This is a genomic window from Kitasatospora sp. NBC_00315, from assembly GCF_041435095.1.
Classification (GTDB): Bacteria; Actinomycetota; Actinomycetes; order Streptomycetales; family Streptomycetaceae; genus Kitasatospora.
This window is the reverse complement of the sequence record NZ_CP108025.1, coordinates 8,019,738-8,034,242: the sequence shown is the minus strand read 5'-3', so window position 1 is coordinate 8,034,242 and position 14,505 is coordinate 8,019,738. Positions and strand designations below refer to the sequence as shown.

Here is a 14,505-nt window from a genome sequence, read left to right as displayed (position 1 = left end):
AGCGATCGCGGCCGGGACACCGGCCCACCTCGCCGTCACCCTCTGGGTCCTGCGCACCTGGTCCCCGGAGTCGGTCCGGAGCATCGTCGGCGGCTGCGTCTTCTGGTCGTTGACGGCGACCGGCGCGGCGGCGAGCGGGGCCTATCTCAGGATCCTCGACGCACGGCGCACCGGGTCGGCATCGCCGCCTGGGCCTGGGAGCACGGTCTCTGCAGGCCCTGAACAGCGTCACCGCGCGACCGTCACCGCCGGACGCCGGGCGCCGGACGTCGGCCTGCGGGCCCCACCGCCGGCCCCGCCAGACCAGCGCCGCCGGATCGGGCCGCCCCACCGCCGGATCGGGCCGGCTGCGCCGCCTCGCACCGATGGCCCAGTCCGTCGTGAGCCAACAGGGCGGCACCGGTGCCCGGGCGTAGCGTGTCTCATGCTTCGCATGTCCGGGTTGAACCATAGAGATACCTATGACCTCTAGGATCCAGGCACTCGCGGCGCTCTCCTGCGCATGCCTTGCCGCAGCGGTACCGCTCGCCACCACCGGCGGCGCGAGCGCCGGCACCGGCCACCGGGCCCTGACCGTGAATCCCCTGCTCGGCTCCAACGGCTTCGGCGTCCTGACCGAACAGGACGCTGTGCTCGGCAGCACCGAGTCCGAGGGATCGGTCGCGATCGGCGGCAACCTCGCCTTCGGCCCCGGATACAACGTCGCACTCCACACTCCCGGCAGCTACACCGCCCCCGGGGACGGGCGACCCACCGCGCTGCTCGTCAACGGCCGTGCCGACCTCGCGGGCAGTTCACCGACCGGCGTACTCAAGGTGCTCAGCCAGGGCTACCTGAAGGTCGGCGACGCCACGGGCGTCTCCGTCCTCGACAAGGACTCCAACAACGCCGACGTCAACTCCCAGGTCGTGGCCACGGGCGCCGCCTACAACTCCGTCCCCCGCATCGAGCTGACCACCGGCCAGGAACCGGCCTCGGTCACCGGCCCGTCCGGCTTCGACGTGACCGCCCTGTTCCCCGATCTCCGCTCACGCGCCACGCAGATGAGCCAGTGCCCCAACACGGTGATCCTGCGCGACGCCGCCGGTAACCCACTGCCCTCCCAGCAGGACCTGCCGGACGGCACCCAGGCGTACATCACCCTCACCAAGGGCGTCACCAACGTCCTTCACATCACCGGCGCCGACCTGAACCGCGTGAGCGAGTTCAGCTTCACCAACCAGCCCGACGCAACCACTCCCCTGCTGGTCGTCGTCGACACGACGGCCACCTCCGGCATCTTCCTGTGGGACGTCCCGAACCTCCCGGGCGTCTCCGGCCCCCAGGCCCCCTACATGCTCTGGGACTTCCCCGACGCCGCCACGATCACCGTGGCGACGGGTGACAGCGTCGAGGGCACCGTCTACGCCCCCTTCGCCGATCTCACGGACATCGACCCCGCGAACCTCGAAGGCACCATCGTCGCCAAGTCCCTCGTGGCCGGACCGCTCGACGGCGCGACGGGTGGGGCGGTGAACGCCGGAGAGATCCACTACTTCCCGTTCACCGGAGAGATCTCCTGCACGTCGCCTTCGCCCAGCCCCTCGCCTTCGCCCACCCGCTCCCAGAGCCCCGCCCCCGACCCGTCGCCATCGCCCAGCCCGAGCCCGTCGCCGTCGCCCAGCCCGAGCCCGTCGCCGTCGCCGTCGCCCAGCCCGAGCCCGAGCCCCTCACCGTCACCGAGCCCGACCCCGAGCCCGACGCGGAGCACCGCCCCCGAGCCGTCGCCGCATCCGAGCCCGTCGCCGTCGCACAGCGCCTCATCCTCTCCCTCGGGGAGCGGCGGACCGTCGCCCTCCCATCCGGGCGGTCCCTCGGACCACGTATCACCGCCCCACCCGGGCGGCCTTCCCGGCACCGGAACACCGCTCGCCGTCTGGCTGACGACCGGGGCAGCTCTTTTCCTGACCACCTTGGGTGCCTTCCTCAAGCGGCGCAGCGGCCGCCACAGCTGATCCGACGCGCGTCCGTCCGACGACGCTCCCGTCTCGGCTCCGCCGGTTCCGCCCCGGCGGCGAAACGCTCGCCGGCCACGGACGGGCAGGCGAGGCCCTCGCGCGCGGCCCGGCAGGAAGGTCCTCGGCGGTGGTCGTGCTCGTGGTGCCCGGGGCGCGGGTCACTCCTTCCGGTGCGCAGCCCGTCCAGGTAGACGGCGCAGTCGACGATCATGAAAGGAATTCTTGCCTGCGGAAACCAGGCCCGCATGTCGACCGCCCCTCCTGCACGCCCCGACTCCGACCCGCACGCCGAACGCTCGACGGACCGGCCTTGTTCCGCCCCGGATCCCGGGGGACCGCCGGCCGCGTCGAGGCCAGGATCCCGGCGAGGTACGGCTGCGGCTGCCGGTACCGGTGCAGGGGGAGCATGGACCGCTCCGGCGGTCCATCGCAGGCCAGGTCGGCGATCATGGTGGCGAGGTCGCGTCCGGGGCGGGCGGCGAGAGGGTGGGGCGGGCAGCGAGAGGGTGGGGGCGGGCAGCCGGTCGCGCCGGACCGCTTCGAGCCGGTTCGCCCCGCCCCACCAGTCGGTCAGCTCCGCGCGCCCTTGGTGTACGCGATGATCCCGGCCCGCTTCAACCACTGCTGGCACTGCTCGCAGGGGGTGCGCACGTGCCAGCTCCCGGGGTTGTCGGCGCTGCGGTCGTACAGGCACACGGTCCCGATCAGCGCGCCCCTGAGCACGTTCTGGTCGATCGCGGTCAGGGCAGCCGCAGCGGACGTGTAGTTGGCCGAGACCAGGAAGCGGTTGAGCGCCGCGACCTCGGCGCAGCCGGTCTCGGTCCAGTGCTCCAACCGGTCGACCAGCTGCGGGATCAGTGCGAGGGTGACCGGCGACAGCTGACCACTGTGGCCGTTCGCCCCGTGGTACTCGGCGCCGCCCACCACCAGGACCGACTTCACGTCCCCGGGCAGCCGCCGCGCACCCGGGTCGTACGCCGGCCCGGCCTCGCCGCACTTGCGGCGGATCGCCTCCTGAAGGATCTCCGTGTCGTTGCGCACCCGCGGCAGCCGGGCCGCCGCCTGGCGGTCCGCCAGCGCCTGTGCGGCGGCGACCGCGTCCTCCCGGCGCTGCCGCTCGCGCTTCACCAGGTGCTCCACCAACGCGGCGACCAGGGTGCTGGATTCCAGGCCCGCCTTGTTGGACCACTGCTGGAGCCCGGTGCGCAGCTGCGCCACCAGGCCGCCGACGGCCTCGGCCTCGGCCACCCGGGTGGTCAGCTCGCGGACGTACTCGGTCAGCAGAGCCTGGTGCCTGGTCGGGTCGTCGTTGGAGATCAGGTAGTCGTCGCGCACCTCGTTGAGCGCGTGGCGGGCGATCTCGAGCCTGGACTTGAGGATGTCCAGCGCCTCGGCGTCGGTGGGTGGCGGCGGCTGCACACCCTGGGGCTGCTGCGCCCGCTGTTCGATCATCGTCCGAGCGCGACCGGTCAGCCGCCGCTCGATCCGGCCCAGTGTACCGTCGATCCCGTTGGTACCCGTGTCGGCCATGGTGCTCTCCCCCCAGTTCAACCGGGACAAGGGCCTCCCCCCGCCCCGGTTCGGTCGTTCTCCCCGGTCGCACCGTAGGTGAGCCGAGCCCGACCCGACAAGGGGTCTGGCGATGCGTCAGGCACTTCACGGCGCGCCGGTGCCCCGCGTGCGCCGCAACGCACCGGCGCGCGCCAGCGCGCCACCGCGCAGTGGCCGCCCGCCCCACGGTCAGGGCGACCCGCGGCTGCTCGGGGACGGCCTGCTCGTCGAGATCGAGCACGGTCGTGCCGTGGCTCGCGCCGATCCGCCCAGCGAATCGCCGCCGCCCTCGCCCCGGACCACCCCATCCCCGACTTCGGCTGAGCCCCACCCCGCTCCCGACGCGCCCGCCCCCTGATCGAAGCGGTGCACGCCGAGCCGGCGCTGCGCCGCCCTCCACCCGTGCACGAGTCACCGGGCGTTGCGTTTCTCGACCGCTGCCCGCCTACACCGACCGCCGTCGAACCGTGCCTGTCCGCGCGAACGACGACGGGACGTAGAGGTGAGCAGGTGCAGTGAAAGGACTGCGCTCTTGATCATCAGTAGTTAGACTCCTCGGGTTCGCGCCGACCGGTGACAGCTGTCGAGGGTTCGGGTGGTGTCGATCGACGGGACGGCAGACCCTGGGTTCGCGCGTGCGGCATCGACCCCCGGTCGTTGCCGAGAGTGCTCGCGGACCGCGTGTTCGGCGAGCGGAGGACGGCTCTGATGTCTGGTGGCCAGGCTATGGACGATGAGCGTTGGTCCAGGTGGCCCGAGCCGTGGGCAGGCACGGAATGCGACATGCGTACGGTCGTGAGCGCGATCCCACGAGAGGTCAAGGACGGGTTCAGGTACGACGAGATACCTTGGCACCGATTTCCGCACTTCTACGGCCCGGGCGAGGAGGTTCCCGGTCTCCTTGCGACGCTCGCCTCCGGAGAGGCCGAAGCCGCCGACGGGGCTTTGTGGCAGCTGCGGACAGATCTTCACCACCAGGGCAGCACGATCGCGGTGGGAGCACTGGCGGTGCCGTTCCTGCTCCGGATCGCGGCTGGCGGATCCGCCGGAGTCCGCGCGGAAACCCTTCGCCTGGTCGCCGAGATCGGACGTTGCCAACACCACGGGGACGGATCACGAGAAGGCCTTCTCGCAGTCGCTGAAGATCCATTGGAGATCGAGGGCACCACAGAGTGCCCGGTGGACTGGACGATTCAGGCCGCCCGCGACGCCGTCACGGGCGACCTGCACCTCCTGTTCCCTCTTTTCCCCGACCCCGATCCCGAAGTCCGCTCCGCGACCGCCTTCGTCCTGGCGGCGGCGACCAGCGAGATTTCACGCGTCTCATCAGCTCTGCACAGCAGGCTGGCGGCGGAAGATGATCCGGTGGTCCAGGTGAGCCTGATCCTGGGGATCGCCCAACTCGCCCGTGAACACCAGGATGAACACGCTCTGGCATGGGCCCGGGACCTGTGGTCGGATCCCGGCCGACCACCCGCGATCCGCATCGGCGCCGGCCTCGCCTGGCTGTGCCTGGTCGACGACCCCGTCCCCGACGAACTCCGCGCCCTGCTCACCGATCCCGGTACCGACCAGCACAGCGACCTCCTTCAGCGGGTGCCATGGCTCCCACCGGTCGACTCCACCAGCGGACTGCGGCGCTGCATCCACGAGATGCTCACGCCGGATGTCCCCTGGAACAGCGCTTGACGGTCCGCCGCGTTGAAGGCGGAGGACCGTCACCGTCGGGTCCTGCAGCGGTCAGCCGGCCTTGGTGGGTGGCTCGGCTCGGGTGCGGGTCAGAGGTCTCATCGGCGAGTGCGGTGAACTGGTGGGCCTTCAGGGGGCGGTGGCGTCAACGAACCGCTGGGACTGGGCCGGGCGGGGCACGCTGTGACCGTGAGAAGTCTTACCACCCGTGCCGTCCGTCCGTTGACGGCGCCTTCGGTGGTGCGAGTGGCGGGCCCGGGTGCCCGAGCCACTCGCACCCCTGCTGGAGTGTCAGGAGGCCGGGCCGAAGTAGCCGAACAGATCGGCCACGACCTGGGGGTTGCCCCAGGACGCCCAGAGGTCGACGCGGCCGTTGACTCCGACGGGGACCTGGGTGTGGTTGGCGACGGTCTGTCCGGACGTGTAGTTGAGGTTGGAGGTGTCCGGGCGAGCGGTGCCGTCGGCATACGCGGTGAGATGGCCGGAGTCGACGGGGCCGGTGACGGTCACGTTGAGTACTGCTGCGCTGGAGCCGGCGGGTACGACCGGGGTGCCCGCGACGGTGACGGCTCGGTACGCTCCGGCTCCGATCGGGCCGATCGGCGCGCCGGTGCCGATGCGGGTGTCGAGCAGTCGGGACGGGCTCACCGGGGTGAATCGGCTGCCCTGACCGGCGCGGTAGTAGCCGGTGATGTCGGCGATCAACTGCGTGTGGCCGGCGGAGTTGAAGAGCGCGACCGTGCCGTCCGAGCCGACCGGGACGATGACCTGGTTCGGCACGGTCTGCCCCGGGGTGAAGTTCAGGTTCGAGGTGCTCGGGCGTGTGGTGCCGCCGGCGTAGACGATGACGTGGCCGGAGGAGTCCGGTTCGGTGGCGGTCACGTTGAGGACGGCGGCCACGGCATCGGAGGGCACGCCGTGGTCACCGGCGATCTTCACCCTGACCTCGGCGCCCGGACCGACGGCGGCCTTCGGCGCGCCGGTGCCGTTGCGCGTGTCGAGCAGTCGGTCGGGGGTGACCGGGTTGAAGAGCGCCCCTTGGCCCGGCATGTAGTAGCCGTAGACGTCGGCGATGACATGGGTCGAGCCGCTGTGGTTGTAGACGGCGATCTTCCAGTCGGCGCCCTTGGGCACCGTCACCAGGTTGGGAACGGTCTGCCCTGCTGTGAAGTTGACGTTGGAGGTGCTCGGCCGAGGGGCGCCGTGCGGATAGACGGTGAGGTGGCTGTCCTGGTCCGGCTCGGTGGCGGTGATGTTCAGGACCACGGCTGTCGCCGAGTGCGGAACCGTCACTCCCCAGGGCGCCGAGTCGAAAACGACCTCGCCGCCCGGGCCGACCTTTCCCGCGCCGGGGGAAGGGCCGATCGTCCTGGTGTCCAGCGCACGGGTGGGTGTGACCGGAACGTAGCCGCCGGGCGCGTAGGCGACGTGGGTCGACTGCACGGTGCTGGCGGTCCGGCCGATGCTGTCGGTGACGGTGAGCCGAACCCCGTAGTCGCCGGGCGCGGCGTAGGTGTGGGTGGTGGCGGTGCTGCCCGCAGGAACCTGCCACGAGCCGGACCCGTCTCCGTAGTCGAAGGCGGCGGCCACGATCGGCCACGGGTTGGCGGCCATGTAGGGCTTCAGGTCGAACGCGTACTGCAGCGCCATGAACCCCGGGGCGGTGTTGTCCGGTGTCGGCAGCTCCGGCGCACTGGTGAACACCGCGACTGCCGGGCCGGGTCGGCGGATCGAGACGGGTTTGCGGGTGGAGGCCCTGCCTCCCTGGGGATTGCTGACCGTCACGGTGACGGTGTATTCGCCCTCGACGGAGTAGGTGTGGGAGGAGGTGGCCGCCGTGCCCGGGGCGGTCCCGTCACCGAAGTCCACGGAGTACGCCAGGGTGGTGCCCCAGTCGTCGGCGGCCTTCGCCGATGCGGTGATCTGCTGGGAGTACGGGGCCTGCTGGTGGTCCAGCTGCAGATCGACTGCGGAAACGCCCTGGGTCTCGAACGCGCCGCGGTCGTAGTGGCCGGGGCCGTTCCCGGTGTCGGCGACCAGCGGGTCATCGACACGGGCGCCGCCGAGGACGTCGGCCGCGCTCGCGCCGACCGCCGTGGAGTCGGCGGAGTCGATGGCCGGCGATCCCGTTCCCAGTGAGTAGTCCAGGTGCTCGACGTCCTTGAAGTGCGGATCAGCCGTCAGGTCGTGCTGCCCCTGTCCCGTGGCGGTGCCGAGGAGCGCGGCGGTCGGGTAGCTCTGGCCCGCCCACCGATAGGCCGGCGCTCCCGGCGCGGGGTGTACCAGGTTGTAGTCCAGCCGGGTGCCGATCGTGGAGGAGGCGTCGATCGCGACCTCGGCGGACCGGTCGGACGGGGCACAGTACTGGAGGTCGTAGGGCGTCTGCCGTGCGGCGATGACGTTGTTCGCGATCACCGCGCCGCCGGAGTCCCCCTCCATCTGCAGCTCTGTGAAGCAGTCGGTCACCAGGGTGTTCCCGGTGACGACGGTTCCGGGGGCATCGATCACCCGAAGCGCCGGCGCACCCGCGTTGAGAGCCGCGTTGCCGGTGACGACGGTTCCGGTCGCACCGCCCCGAACGGTGAGCTGGGAGGACGGGAGCTGGTTCCGACTGACCGTCACCCGCGTGCTTCCCCCGTCAACGACGATTCCGGACCCGGTGTTGACGAAGTTGTTGTCCACAAGCACATCACTCGACCTGCTGACGGTGACCGCCGCACCGTTGATCGCGAAGCCGGCCACCGTCACGTCGTGCAGGCCCGCGATGGTCACGGCGGAGATGGCCGGGCGTGACCAGTTGTCGTTACCCGAGTTGACCGCCACGAAGCGGATGGGCTGATCTGCCGTCCCCGACCGGATCGGTTGCAGAGTCTCCGCCATGGCGAGACTCCGAACCTCGACCGTCTGCCCCGGCTGAGCCACCGCCGCGGCTGCGGCGAGCGTGCAGTAGGGCCTGTCCGGAGTCCCGGTCCCCTGGTCGGAGCAGATCTCCTTGGCGGTGCCGTCCACGAGCAGGGCGCCCGGGGCAGCAGCCGTCGCCGGCACCGGAAGCACCACCCCTGCTATCACCGCGACCGTGGTCAGTCCTGCCAGTCTGTGCAAACGCACTGAAGTGTGCTCCTAGGTCGAGGAAACGGTCCACCCGCCGACTGACCACTCGCGCCCCGAGAGCGCGCCGAGTGCAGGCCCGCGCTGTCGCATTATCCCCGTCCAAGGATCATGCGCCACCCGCTGTCCGCCTGAGCCGCAGGCCCTCGACGGGATCCGCGTCCCGCGCCGACCTGCGACGGCAGCAGCCGCTCGCGGGCTGCCCGTTGGGCCGGCGAGCGCGTGGTCAGAACCCGTGAACCCGTGCAGGCAGTGCGGGACGCGCTCGGCGCGGAAGAGGGCGTCGGCAAGGGTGGCCGCGCCCTGGCCGCCGGCGCGAGGTATGACCTCCGGACGAGTAGGAGGTCGAGGATACGGCGATCGCCGTCCACCCTCAGGGCGTCCGCCGGAAGACGGCCGTAGAAGGTCGGAGCCGGCTCACCGGCCGTGCACCGGGCGGACACATCGGACGCGTCGGAGGCTCGTGTGTCCCTCTCCGCGATCGCGCCCGTTCCCGGTACGGAACGGAGGGAGAGACCTCGGTCAGCTGGGAGGACCGCTCCAGATGACGTCCTTGCGCTCCAGGCCGGACCCGTGGGCGAACTGGACGGTGAACCGGGCGGCCGCGCTGTTCGGCAGGGCGTACGCGGAGAGGCCGGTGGCCTCCTGGCCGGGGCGGAGAGAGCCGTCGAGGATCTTGAGCCGTCCGCTTCCGTCGATCAGCATGAAGACGAGCTTCTCGTCGGCGTCCCGGACGAAGAGCATCCCCGAGCCGGAGAGTGAGATGTCTGCCGACCCGGTGTTGACGACGGTGATCCTGAGCTGGCGGATCGTCGCGTTCTCGGGGGCCTCGAAGACGGTTTCGTCCGGAACGTACGGCTCGGGCTTGGCCACCGTCACCTTCAACCCGTCCTCGTACGTGTAGGACTGGCCGAACGACAGGCGCCGGGCCCGCTCGTCCGCAGCTCTGGCCTCCCGCTCCGCCTCGGTCTTCCGGATCTCGGTTTCGATCCGCTCCTTCTCCTTCGCCGCCCGCTCCTCGGCGGCCTCGGTGCGGGCGCGGGCGGCGGCCTCCGCTGCCCGTCGCCCCTCGTTGACCGCGTGCACCTGCGCGACGACGAACACACCGGCACCGGCCGAGACCAGCAGGCCCGTGACGCCCAGGATCACGCCCGCGAGTGCCATCGCCCGGTTGGTCGCCCGGCCCTTGCGCACCTGCGCCAGCCCGATGGCCCCGAGGATCACGGCGAGCAGCGCCGGAAGCCAGGACAGCCAGAACAGGATGACGGTCAGGCCGAGGACGGCGCCGACGATCCCGAGCACCAGGGCCGCGATGCCCAGGCCGTTGCGGGGCTGCGGCATCGGCATCGGCATCGGATACTGCGGCCAGTACGGCACGCCCGGGCCTCCGCCGGGGAGCGGGGCGGGGGCCCCTCCGTGCCCCAGTACCTCGCCCCGGCCCTCACTCTGCCCCGAGCCCGGCGGCGCCCACGGGTTGACGTCGGCCGGCTCACCGGCGGCCTGCGGGCTGTCGGGCGGGGCAGGAATGGTCATACAAAATCCTTCGAGCAGGTTGATTCGAGCAGGTTGAGAGGGTGAGCGGCCGTTAAGCCTCGACCCCGAAGTCTCTCCTGATCTTCGGGCGGCAGCGAACCGATTTCCGCGAAGCACCCACCGGGGCGGGCCGCCCCCGGGCACGGGACGGCGCGGGGCGGGGTCGGCCCCGCGGCCCGGTGACAGTGGTCCGCCGCCGTCAGACCTGGCGGGCGCAGGACATGAGGCGGTCGGCGAGCGCCGCGACGAGGTCGCGCAGTTCGGCGGGCCGCTCGATGACGAACGGCCGGTCGAGTGAGGCGAGTACCGCCGGCAGCCAGTCGAGGTCCTCCACCCGGAGCTCGACCCGCAGCCAGCGTTCGGCCGCTCGATCAGCGGCCGGGTCAGCGGGCGGCACCGGCTCCACAGGCTGCGTCGGCGATACCGGCTCCTCCGGCTCCACAGGCTGTGTTGACGGCACCGGCTCCTCCGGCTGCCCGAGCTCTTCCACGGTCGCGACGCCGGCCGGAAGGCGGGACCGGATCCGATCGACCGTCCCGTGGATCCGCAGGGTCACCTCGTGTCGGTACGGGGCGGCGGCGAACCCCGCGAGCACGCGCCGGGCCGGATCGAGCCCGGCGGGGGGCTCGAACGAGCCGGGCAGGGGCCTCGCGTCGGCGATGCGGTCCAGCCGGAAGGTCCGGTCCTCACCGATCCCCTGGTCCCTGCCGGTGACGTACCACCGACCCGCGTGGGCGACGATCCCGTACGCGTGCAGCGAGCGCTCGGTGCGCTCTCCGGCGCGGTCGGTGTATCTGATCGTGATCGGCCGTCGATGGCGTACCGCGTCGGCGACGGTGAGCAGGACCTCGGCGTCCGGTGCGGCGGATTCCCCCGCCGGCGTGGTGAAGGCGAGGGACTCCAGGACCGTGTCGAGCCTGCGGGCCAGGCGTTCGGGCAGCACCCGGCGAATCTTGGCCGCCGCGGTCTCGCTCGCCGCGTCCGCCGCCGTCATCAGCCCCGCCCGGCGGCCGGCGGCCAGGCCGAGCAGGACGGCGAGCGCCTCGTCGTCGCTGAGCATGAGCGGTGGCAGCCGGTACCCGGGCGACAGCCGGTACCCCCCGTACCGGCCCCGCACCGCCTGCACCGGAATGTCGAGGTCCAGCAACTGTTCCACATACCGGCGGACGGTCCGCCCGTCGACGCCGAGCCGGTCGGCGAGTTCGGCGACCGTCCGGATGCCGCCTGACTGCAACAGCTCCAGCAGGGTCAGCACGCGTCCGGTGGGTCGAGACATGGCCGGAGCCTAGCGCGGATACCGGGCGGTTTCTGTCCACTATCCGTCCTGGCCCCTCAACGCCGGCGGATCGACGGCTCCCGCCGTCCGATCGGCTTCCCGGACGGCCCGTCACCAACTCCGGGACGCCCCCTGTGGGTCGTCCCGAAGTTGGACCGAGCGGGTGGGGCCCGGGGCGCGTCGGTGTGGTGCCCCGGCCGGCCGCGGGTGGTCGCGGGAGACTGCTCCCCGGGCGACAGGCGGGAGGGAGCACGTGAGCGCACCCAGCTCGGGAAGCGCCGGGGCCCACGCGGCCGTCGGCGGAACCGGCGCGCGGGCGGCCGGGGACGCCGGGGTCCTGGGGACCGCGCTCGGCGTGGTGCTGGCGTTCTCCTTCGCCCAGGGCTCGTGGCAGTGGTTCTCCACGTACCTCGGCCTCACGCTCCTCACCGTGGTGCTCTCCTTCGGCCGGGTACCGGCCCGGACACCGGGAGCCCGACCGACCGGCTACGGCTGGAGCCTGACGGCCTACTCCCTGGTCGTGGGCCTGTGCGTGGCCCTGGCTCTCGCACCGGCCATGCAACGCTGGAGCTGGCTCTTCCCCATGCCGGGCACCCGTGAGAACTGCGCGCAGGCGGGCAACTACGAGATCCTGCACACGCAGGCCGCCCTCGGCTCCCTCGCCGGTCAGGACGGCGACGCCCTGGCCTACGCCCAGCATGAGGCCGGCCACCAGGCCGTCGAGGACTGCCTCGCGGCCACCACCACGCTCTGGCTCCCGCTCTACGCCCTGGGAGCGGCTCTGCTGGCAGCCGCGGGGGCCTGGAGTTGGGCGCGGTTCCGCGGCGCCACGGAGGGCGCTTCCTGACCCGGCCGAGCGAGCCCCCGGCGCTACCTCGTCGACCCGGACGGAAGCCGGGAACAGCACCTCCGCCCACCGTCCTCATGCCGAGTCCGCCGCCGACGCCGACGCCGACCCGAGGACGTGGCGAAGCACGACCGCCGACGCCGACCCCAGGACCCGGCGAAGCACGGCCGACGGCGACGAACCGTGGTCGCCACACTCCGAAGTCACCGGCCCGCGGCGGGTGTGAGGAGGCGCTTCAGCGACAAGACGGTGTACGGGAATACCCACCGTGGCGCGTTCCCCTGGCGAGAGGGAGTGGTCATGGCGCGCAGTCGTGAGGAGTCGCGGTTCCGGCACCCCAGGCACGAACGGCGCGGGGAGGCGCGGCTGCCCGGGGTGCTGGCCACCCTGACGGCGATCCTGCTGTACGTGGCGCTCCCCCAACAGCTGCTGGTGGCGCCGCGCTACGTCCTCCCGGCACTGGAACTGCTTCTGCTCGTACCGCTGGTGGCCGTCAACCCGAAGCGGCTCACCCGCCAGACGCGGATCTCGCGCGTACTGTCGTTGTCCCTCGTCCTGCTGATCGGGCTCAGCAACCTGACCTCGCTCGGCATCCTCATCCACGCCCTGGTGTCCTCCGAGGTCAAGGACGGCGGGCAGCTGCTGGTCGCCGCCCTCCAGGTATGGCTGACCAACATCATCGTCTTCGGCCTCGCCTACTGGGAACTCGACCGCGGTGGCCCCGTGGCCCGCACCCAGGCCCCCCGGGCCGAACTCCCGCTCGCGGACTTCCGCTTCTCGCAGGACGAGAACGACGACGCCGTCCAGGAGGTCGCGGACGGCGCCAGCGGCTCGTCCGACTGGGTACCCACCCTCCCGGACTACCTCTACGTCTCGGTGACCAACTCCACCGCGTTCAGTCCCACCGACACCATGCCGCTCTCCACCCGGGCCAAGCTCCTGATGAGCGTGGAGAGCATCGCCGCGCTGCTGACCTCCCTGCTCGTCATCGCCCGCGCGGTCAGCGTGCTGCACTGAACCGGGCGCCGGCCCGCCGGGCCACTCCGGCCGCCGCCCGGACGGGTGCTCCCGGCAGCCGCCGCGCGCCTACGCCGGGCTGCCGTCCGCGTTCCGCGGGAACGGGGGCTGCCATTCGATCATCATGATGGTGGCGTCGTCCGTGAGTGTGCTGCCCTGGTCCCCGAGGAGAGCGTGGATCAGGCGTCGCAGGGCTTCGGGGGCCATCTCGCCGGCGGCGGTCGCCCGGATCACGAAGTCGGCGAACCGCTCCAGGCCGAACAGCTCGTTGTGCGCGCCCTTCGCCTCGATGATGCCGTCGGTGTAGAGCAGGACCCGGTCCCCCGGGTGCAGGGAGGCGGTGTTGGTGCTGCGGGTGCCCTCCATCAGTCCGGAGAGGCCGAGGGGCGGTTCGGGAGCGGACGACAGCGCGTCGGTCACCACCTCCTGGTCACGGATGAGCAGTGGCGCCGGGTGGCCGCAGTTGGACCAGTGCAGGGTGCCGGTGGCCAGGTCGAGCCGGAGAAAGACGCCGGTGGCGAAGCGGTCCGGGATCCACTCGATGAGCGCGTCGTCGATACTGCTGACGAGATCCGGGAGGTCGGCGCCGTTGCGCCGGGCGTTGCGGCAGGCGGCGAGCGCCACGGCGGCCGCGAGGCCGGAGGCCAGGTCGTGCCCCATGGCGTCGAGCACCGCCGCGTGCAGGACCCCAGCGGCCAAGGAGTGGTCGAAGGCGTCGCCACCCAGGTTGTAGGCCGGTTCCAGGACGGCGGTGGACACCACCTGGTCGGTGCTGACGGTCCTCGGGGGAAGGAAGGCACGCAGCATCTCGGCCGGCAGCGACATGGTGTCGACCCGGGTGGTCCGGGAGTAGCTGTCGCTGGTGTCCCGCTTGGAGGTGATCACCATGGCGAGCAGCCCCGCCAGCATCCGGCAGCGCCGCAACGCGGGGCGATCCAGCGCGGACGCCTCCAGGAGCAGGACCCCGAGTCGCTCCGCCCCGTCGATCAGCGGGAACCACGCCGCCAGCCCTCCGCCGGAACTCTCGGCGACCCTCAGCGAGGAGGTCCGGAACGCCCATCCCGCCAGCGTCCCCTCGATCGGAACCGCGGGGCCGCCGGAGATCGGGAAGAGCAGGTTCTGCTGGATGTCGGCCAGGTAGACGGTGCTGCTTCCGATGCCCAGGCTCTCGGTGTAGCGGTTGGCCATCGCCGGAACATCCGCCGGGTCGAACGTGCGCCTGCGGGTGAGGAACTCCTCCAGGAGCTCTTCGCCGAGGTTGAGCTGGATGGGGTCGGATGTCATGGCACCAGCCCACCTCATGGGCGAGCGCCTGCGGTGCGCGGGGCGCGGGAGCAGGGCGAGGTTCACTCCGGCGGCCCTACGGCCGGCCGCCACGGTCGGCCGCCGGACCGACCGGACCGACACCGGACAGACCGGACCGACACCGGACACGCGCCGCCGGCACGTCCCGGGTGTACCACGCGTACCGGCCCGGCCACCCGGGC

The 14,505-nt window shown here is 71.9% G+C and carries 9 protein-coding genes; 4 read left to right on the top strand and 5 right to left on the bottom strand.

Annotated features, from left to right (window positions below; genetic code table 11):
- Positions 1-461 precede the first annotated feature (461 nt).
- Positions 462-1,994 carry a collagen-binding domain-containing protein gene (locus OG823_RS33320; protein ID WP_371484075.1) on the top strand — a complete coding sequence of 511 codons (1,533 nt, stop codon included), beginning with the start codon at positions 462-464 and terminating at the stop codon, positions 1,992-1,994.
- 573 nt (positions 1,995-2,567) lie between these two features.
- On the opposite strand, the gene OG823_RS33315 is transcribed toward OG823_RS33320, so the two are convergent.
- Positions 2,568-3,527, bottom strand: a complete 960-nt coding sequence (locus OG823_RS33315) for a hypothetical protein (RefSeq protein ID WP_371484074.1) — start codon at positions 3,525-3,527, stop codon at positions 2,568-2,570.
- Between the two features lie 804 nt (positions 3,528-4,331).
- Here OG823_RS33315 and OG823_RS33310 point away from each other — a divergent pair.
- The gene (locus OG823_RS33310; protein WP_371484072.1) at positions 4,332-5,237 is read left to right on the top strand and encodes a hypothetical protein; all 906 of its coding nucleotides are present in this window, start codon (positions 4,332-4,334) and stop codon (positions 5,235-5,237) included.
- 291 nt (positions 5,238-5,528) lie between these two features.
- Here OG823_RS33310 and OG823_RS33305 read toward each other — a convergent pair whose 3' ends face one another.
- The 3 genes from OG823_RS33305 to OG823_RS33295 form a co-directional block, all read right to left on the bottom strand.
- The gene (locus OG823_RS33305) at positions 5,529-8,345 is read right to left on the bottom strand and encodes a PKD domain-containing protein (RefSeq protein ID WP_371484070.1); all 2,817 of its coding nucleotides are present in this window, start codon (positions 8,343-8,345) and stop codon (positions 5,529-5,531) included.
- 522 nt (positions 8,346-8,867) lie between these two features.
- Positions 8,868-9,878, bottom strand: a complete 1,011-nt coding sequence (locus OG823_RS33300) for a DUF4190 domain-containing protein (protein WP_371484068.1) — start codon at positions 9,876-9,878, stop codon at positions 8,868-8,870.
- A gap of 199 nt (positions 9,879-10,077) precedes the next feature.
- Complete coding sequence (locus OG823_RS33295; protein ID WP_371484067.1) at positions 10,078-11,154, bottom strand: helix-turn-helix transcriptional regulator; 1,077 nt, start codon at positions 11,152-11,154, stop codon at positions 10,078-10,080.
- A 253-nt stretch (positions 11,155-11,407) separates the two neighbouring features.
- Here OG823_RS33295 and OG823_RS33290 point away from each other — a divergent pair, with 253 nt between their 5' ends.
- Positions 11,408-12,001 (top strand): hypothetical protein, encoded by a 594-nt coding sequence (locus OG823_RS33290; RefSeq protein ID WP_371484066.1) that lies wholly within the window; start codon positions 11,408-11,410, stop codon positions 11,999-12,001.
- Between the two features lie 300 nt (positions 12,002-12,301).
- Complete coding sequence (locus tag OG823_RS33285; RefSeq protein ID WP_371484065.1) at positions 12,302-13,018, top strand: hypothetical protein; 717 nt, start codon at positions 12,302-12,304, stop codon at positions 13,016-13,018.
- A 69-nt stretch (positions 13,019-13,087) separates the two neighbouring features.
- Here OG823_RS33285 and OG823_RS33280 read toward each other — a convergent pair whose 3' ends face one another.
- Positions 13,088-14,302 carry a PP2C family protein-serine/threonine phosphatase gene (locus OG823_RS33280; RefSeq protein ID WP_371484064.1) on the bottom strand — a complete coding sequence of 405 codons (1,215 nt, stop codon included), beginning with the start codon at positions 14,300-14,302 and terminating at the stop codon, positions 13,088-13,090.
- Between the last annotated feature and the right edge of the window lie 203 nt (positions 14,303-14,505).

What these genes read in the sequence shown, in the direction of transcription:
- OG823_RS33320 (WP_371484075.1), top strand. Translation starts at nt 462, where the DNA reads ATGACCTCTAGGATCCAGGCACTCGCGGCGCTCTCCTGCGCATGCCTT.
- OG823_RS33315 (WP_371484074.1), bottom strand. Translation starts at nt 3,527, where the DNA reads ATGGCCGACACGGGTACCAACGGGATCGACGGTACACTGGGCCGGATC.
- OG823_RS33310 (WP_371484072.1), top strand. Translation starts at nt 4,332, where the DNA reads ATGCGTACGGTCGTGAGCGCGATCCCACGAGAGGTCAAGGACGGGTTC.
- OG823_RS33300 (WP_371484068.1), bottom strand. Translation starts at nt 9,878, where the DNA reads ATGACCATTCCTGCCCCGCCCGACAGCCCGCAGGCCGCCGGTGAGCCG.
- OG823_RS33295 (WP_371484067.1), bottom strand. Translation starts at nt 11,154, where the DNA reads ATGTCTCGACCCACCGGACGCGTGCTGACCCTGCTGGAGCTGTTGCAG.
- OG823_RS33285 (WP_371484065.1), top strand. Translation starts at nt 12,302, where the DNA reads ATGGCGCGCAGTCGTGAGGAGTCGCGGTTCCGGCACCCCAGGCACGAA.
- OG823_RS33280 (WP_371484064.1), bottom strand. Translation starts at nt 14,302, where the DNA reads ATGACATCCGACCCCATCCAGCTCAACCTCGGCGAAGAGCTCCTGGAG.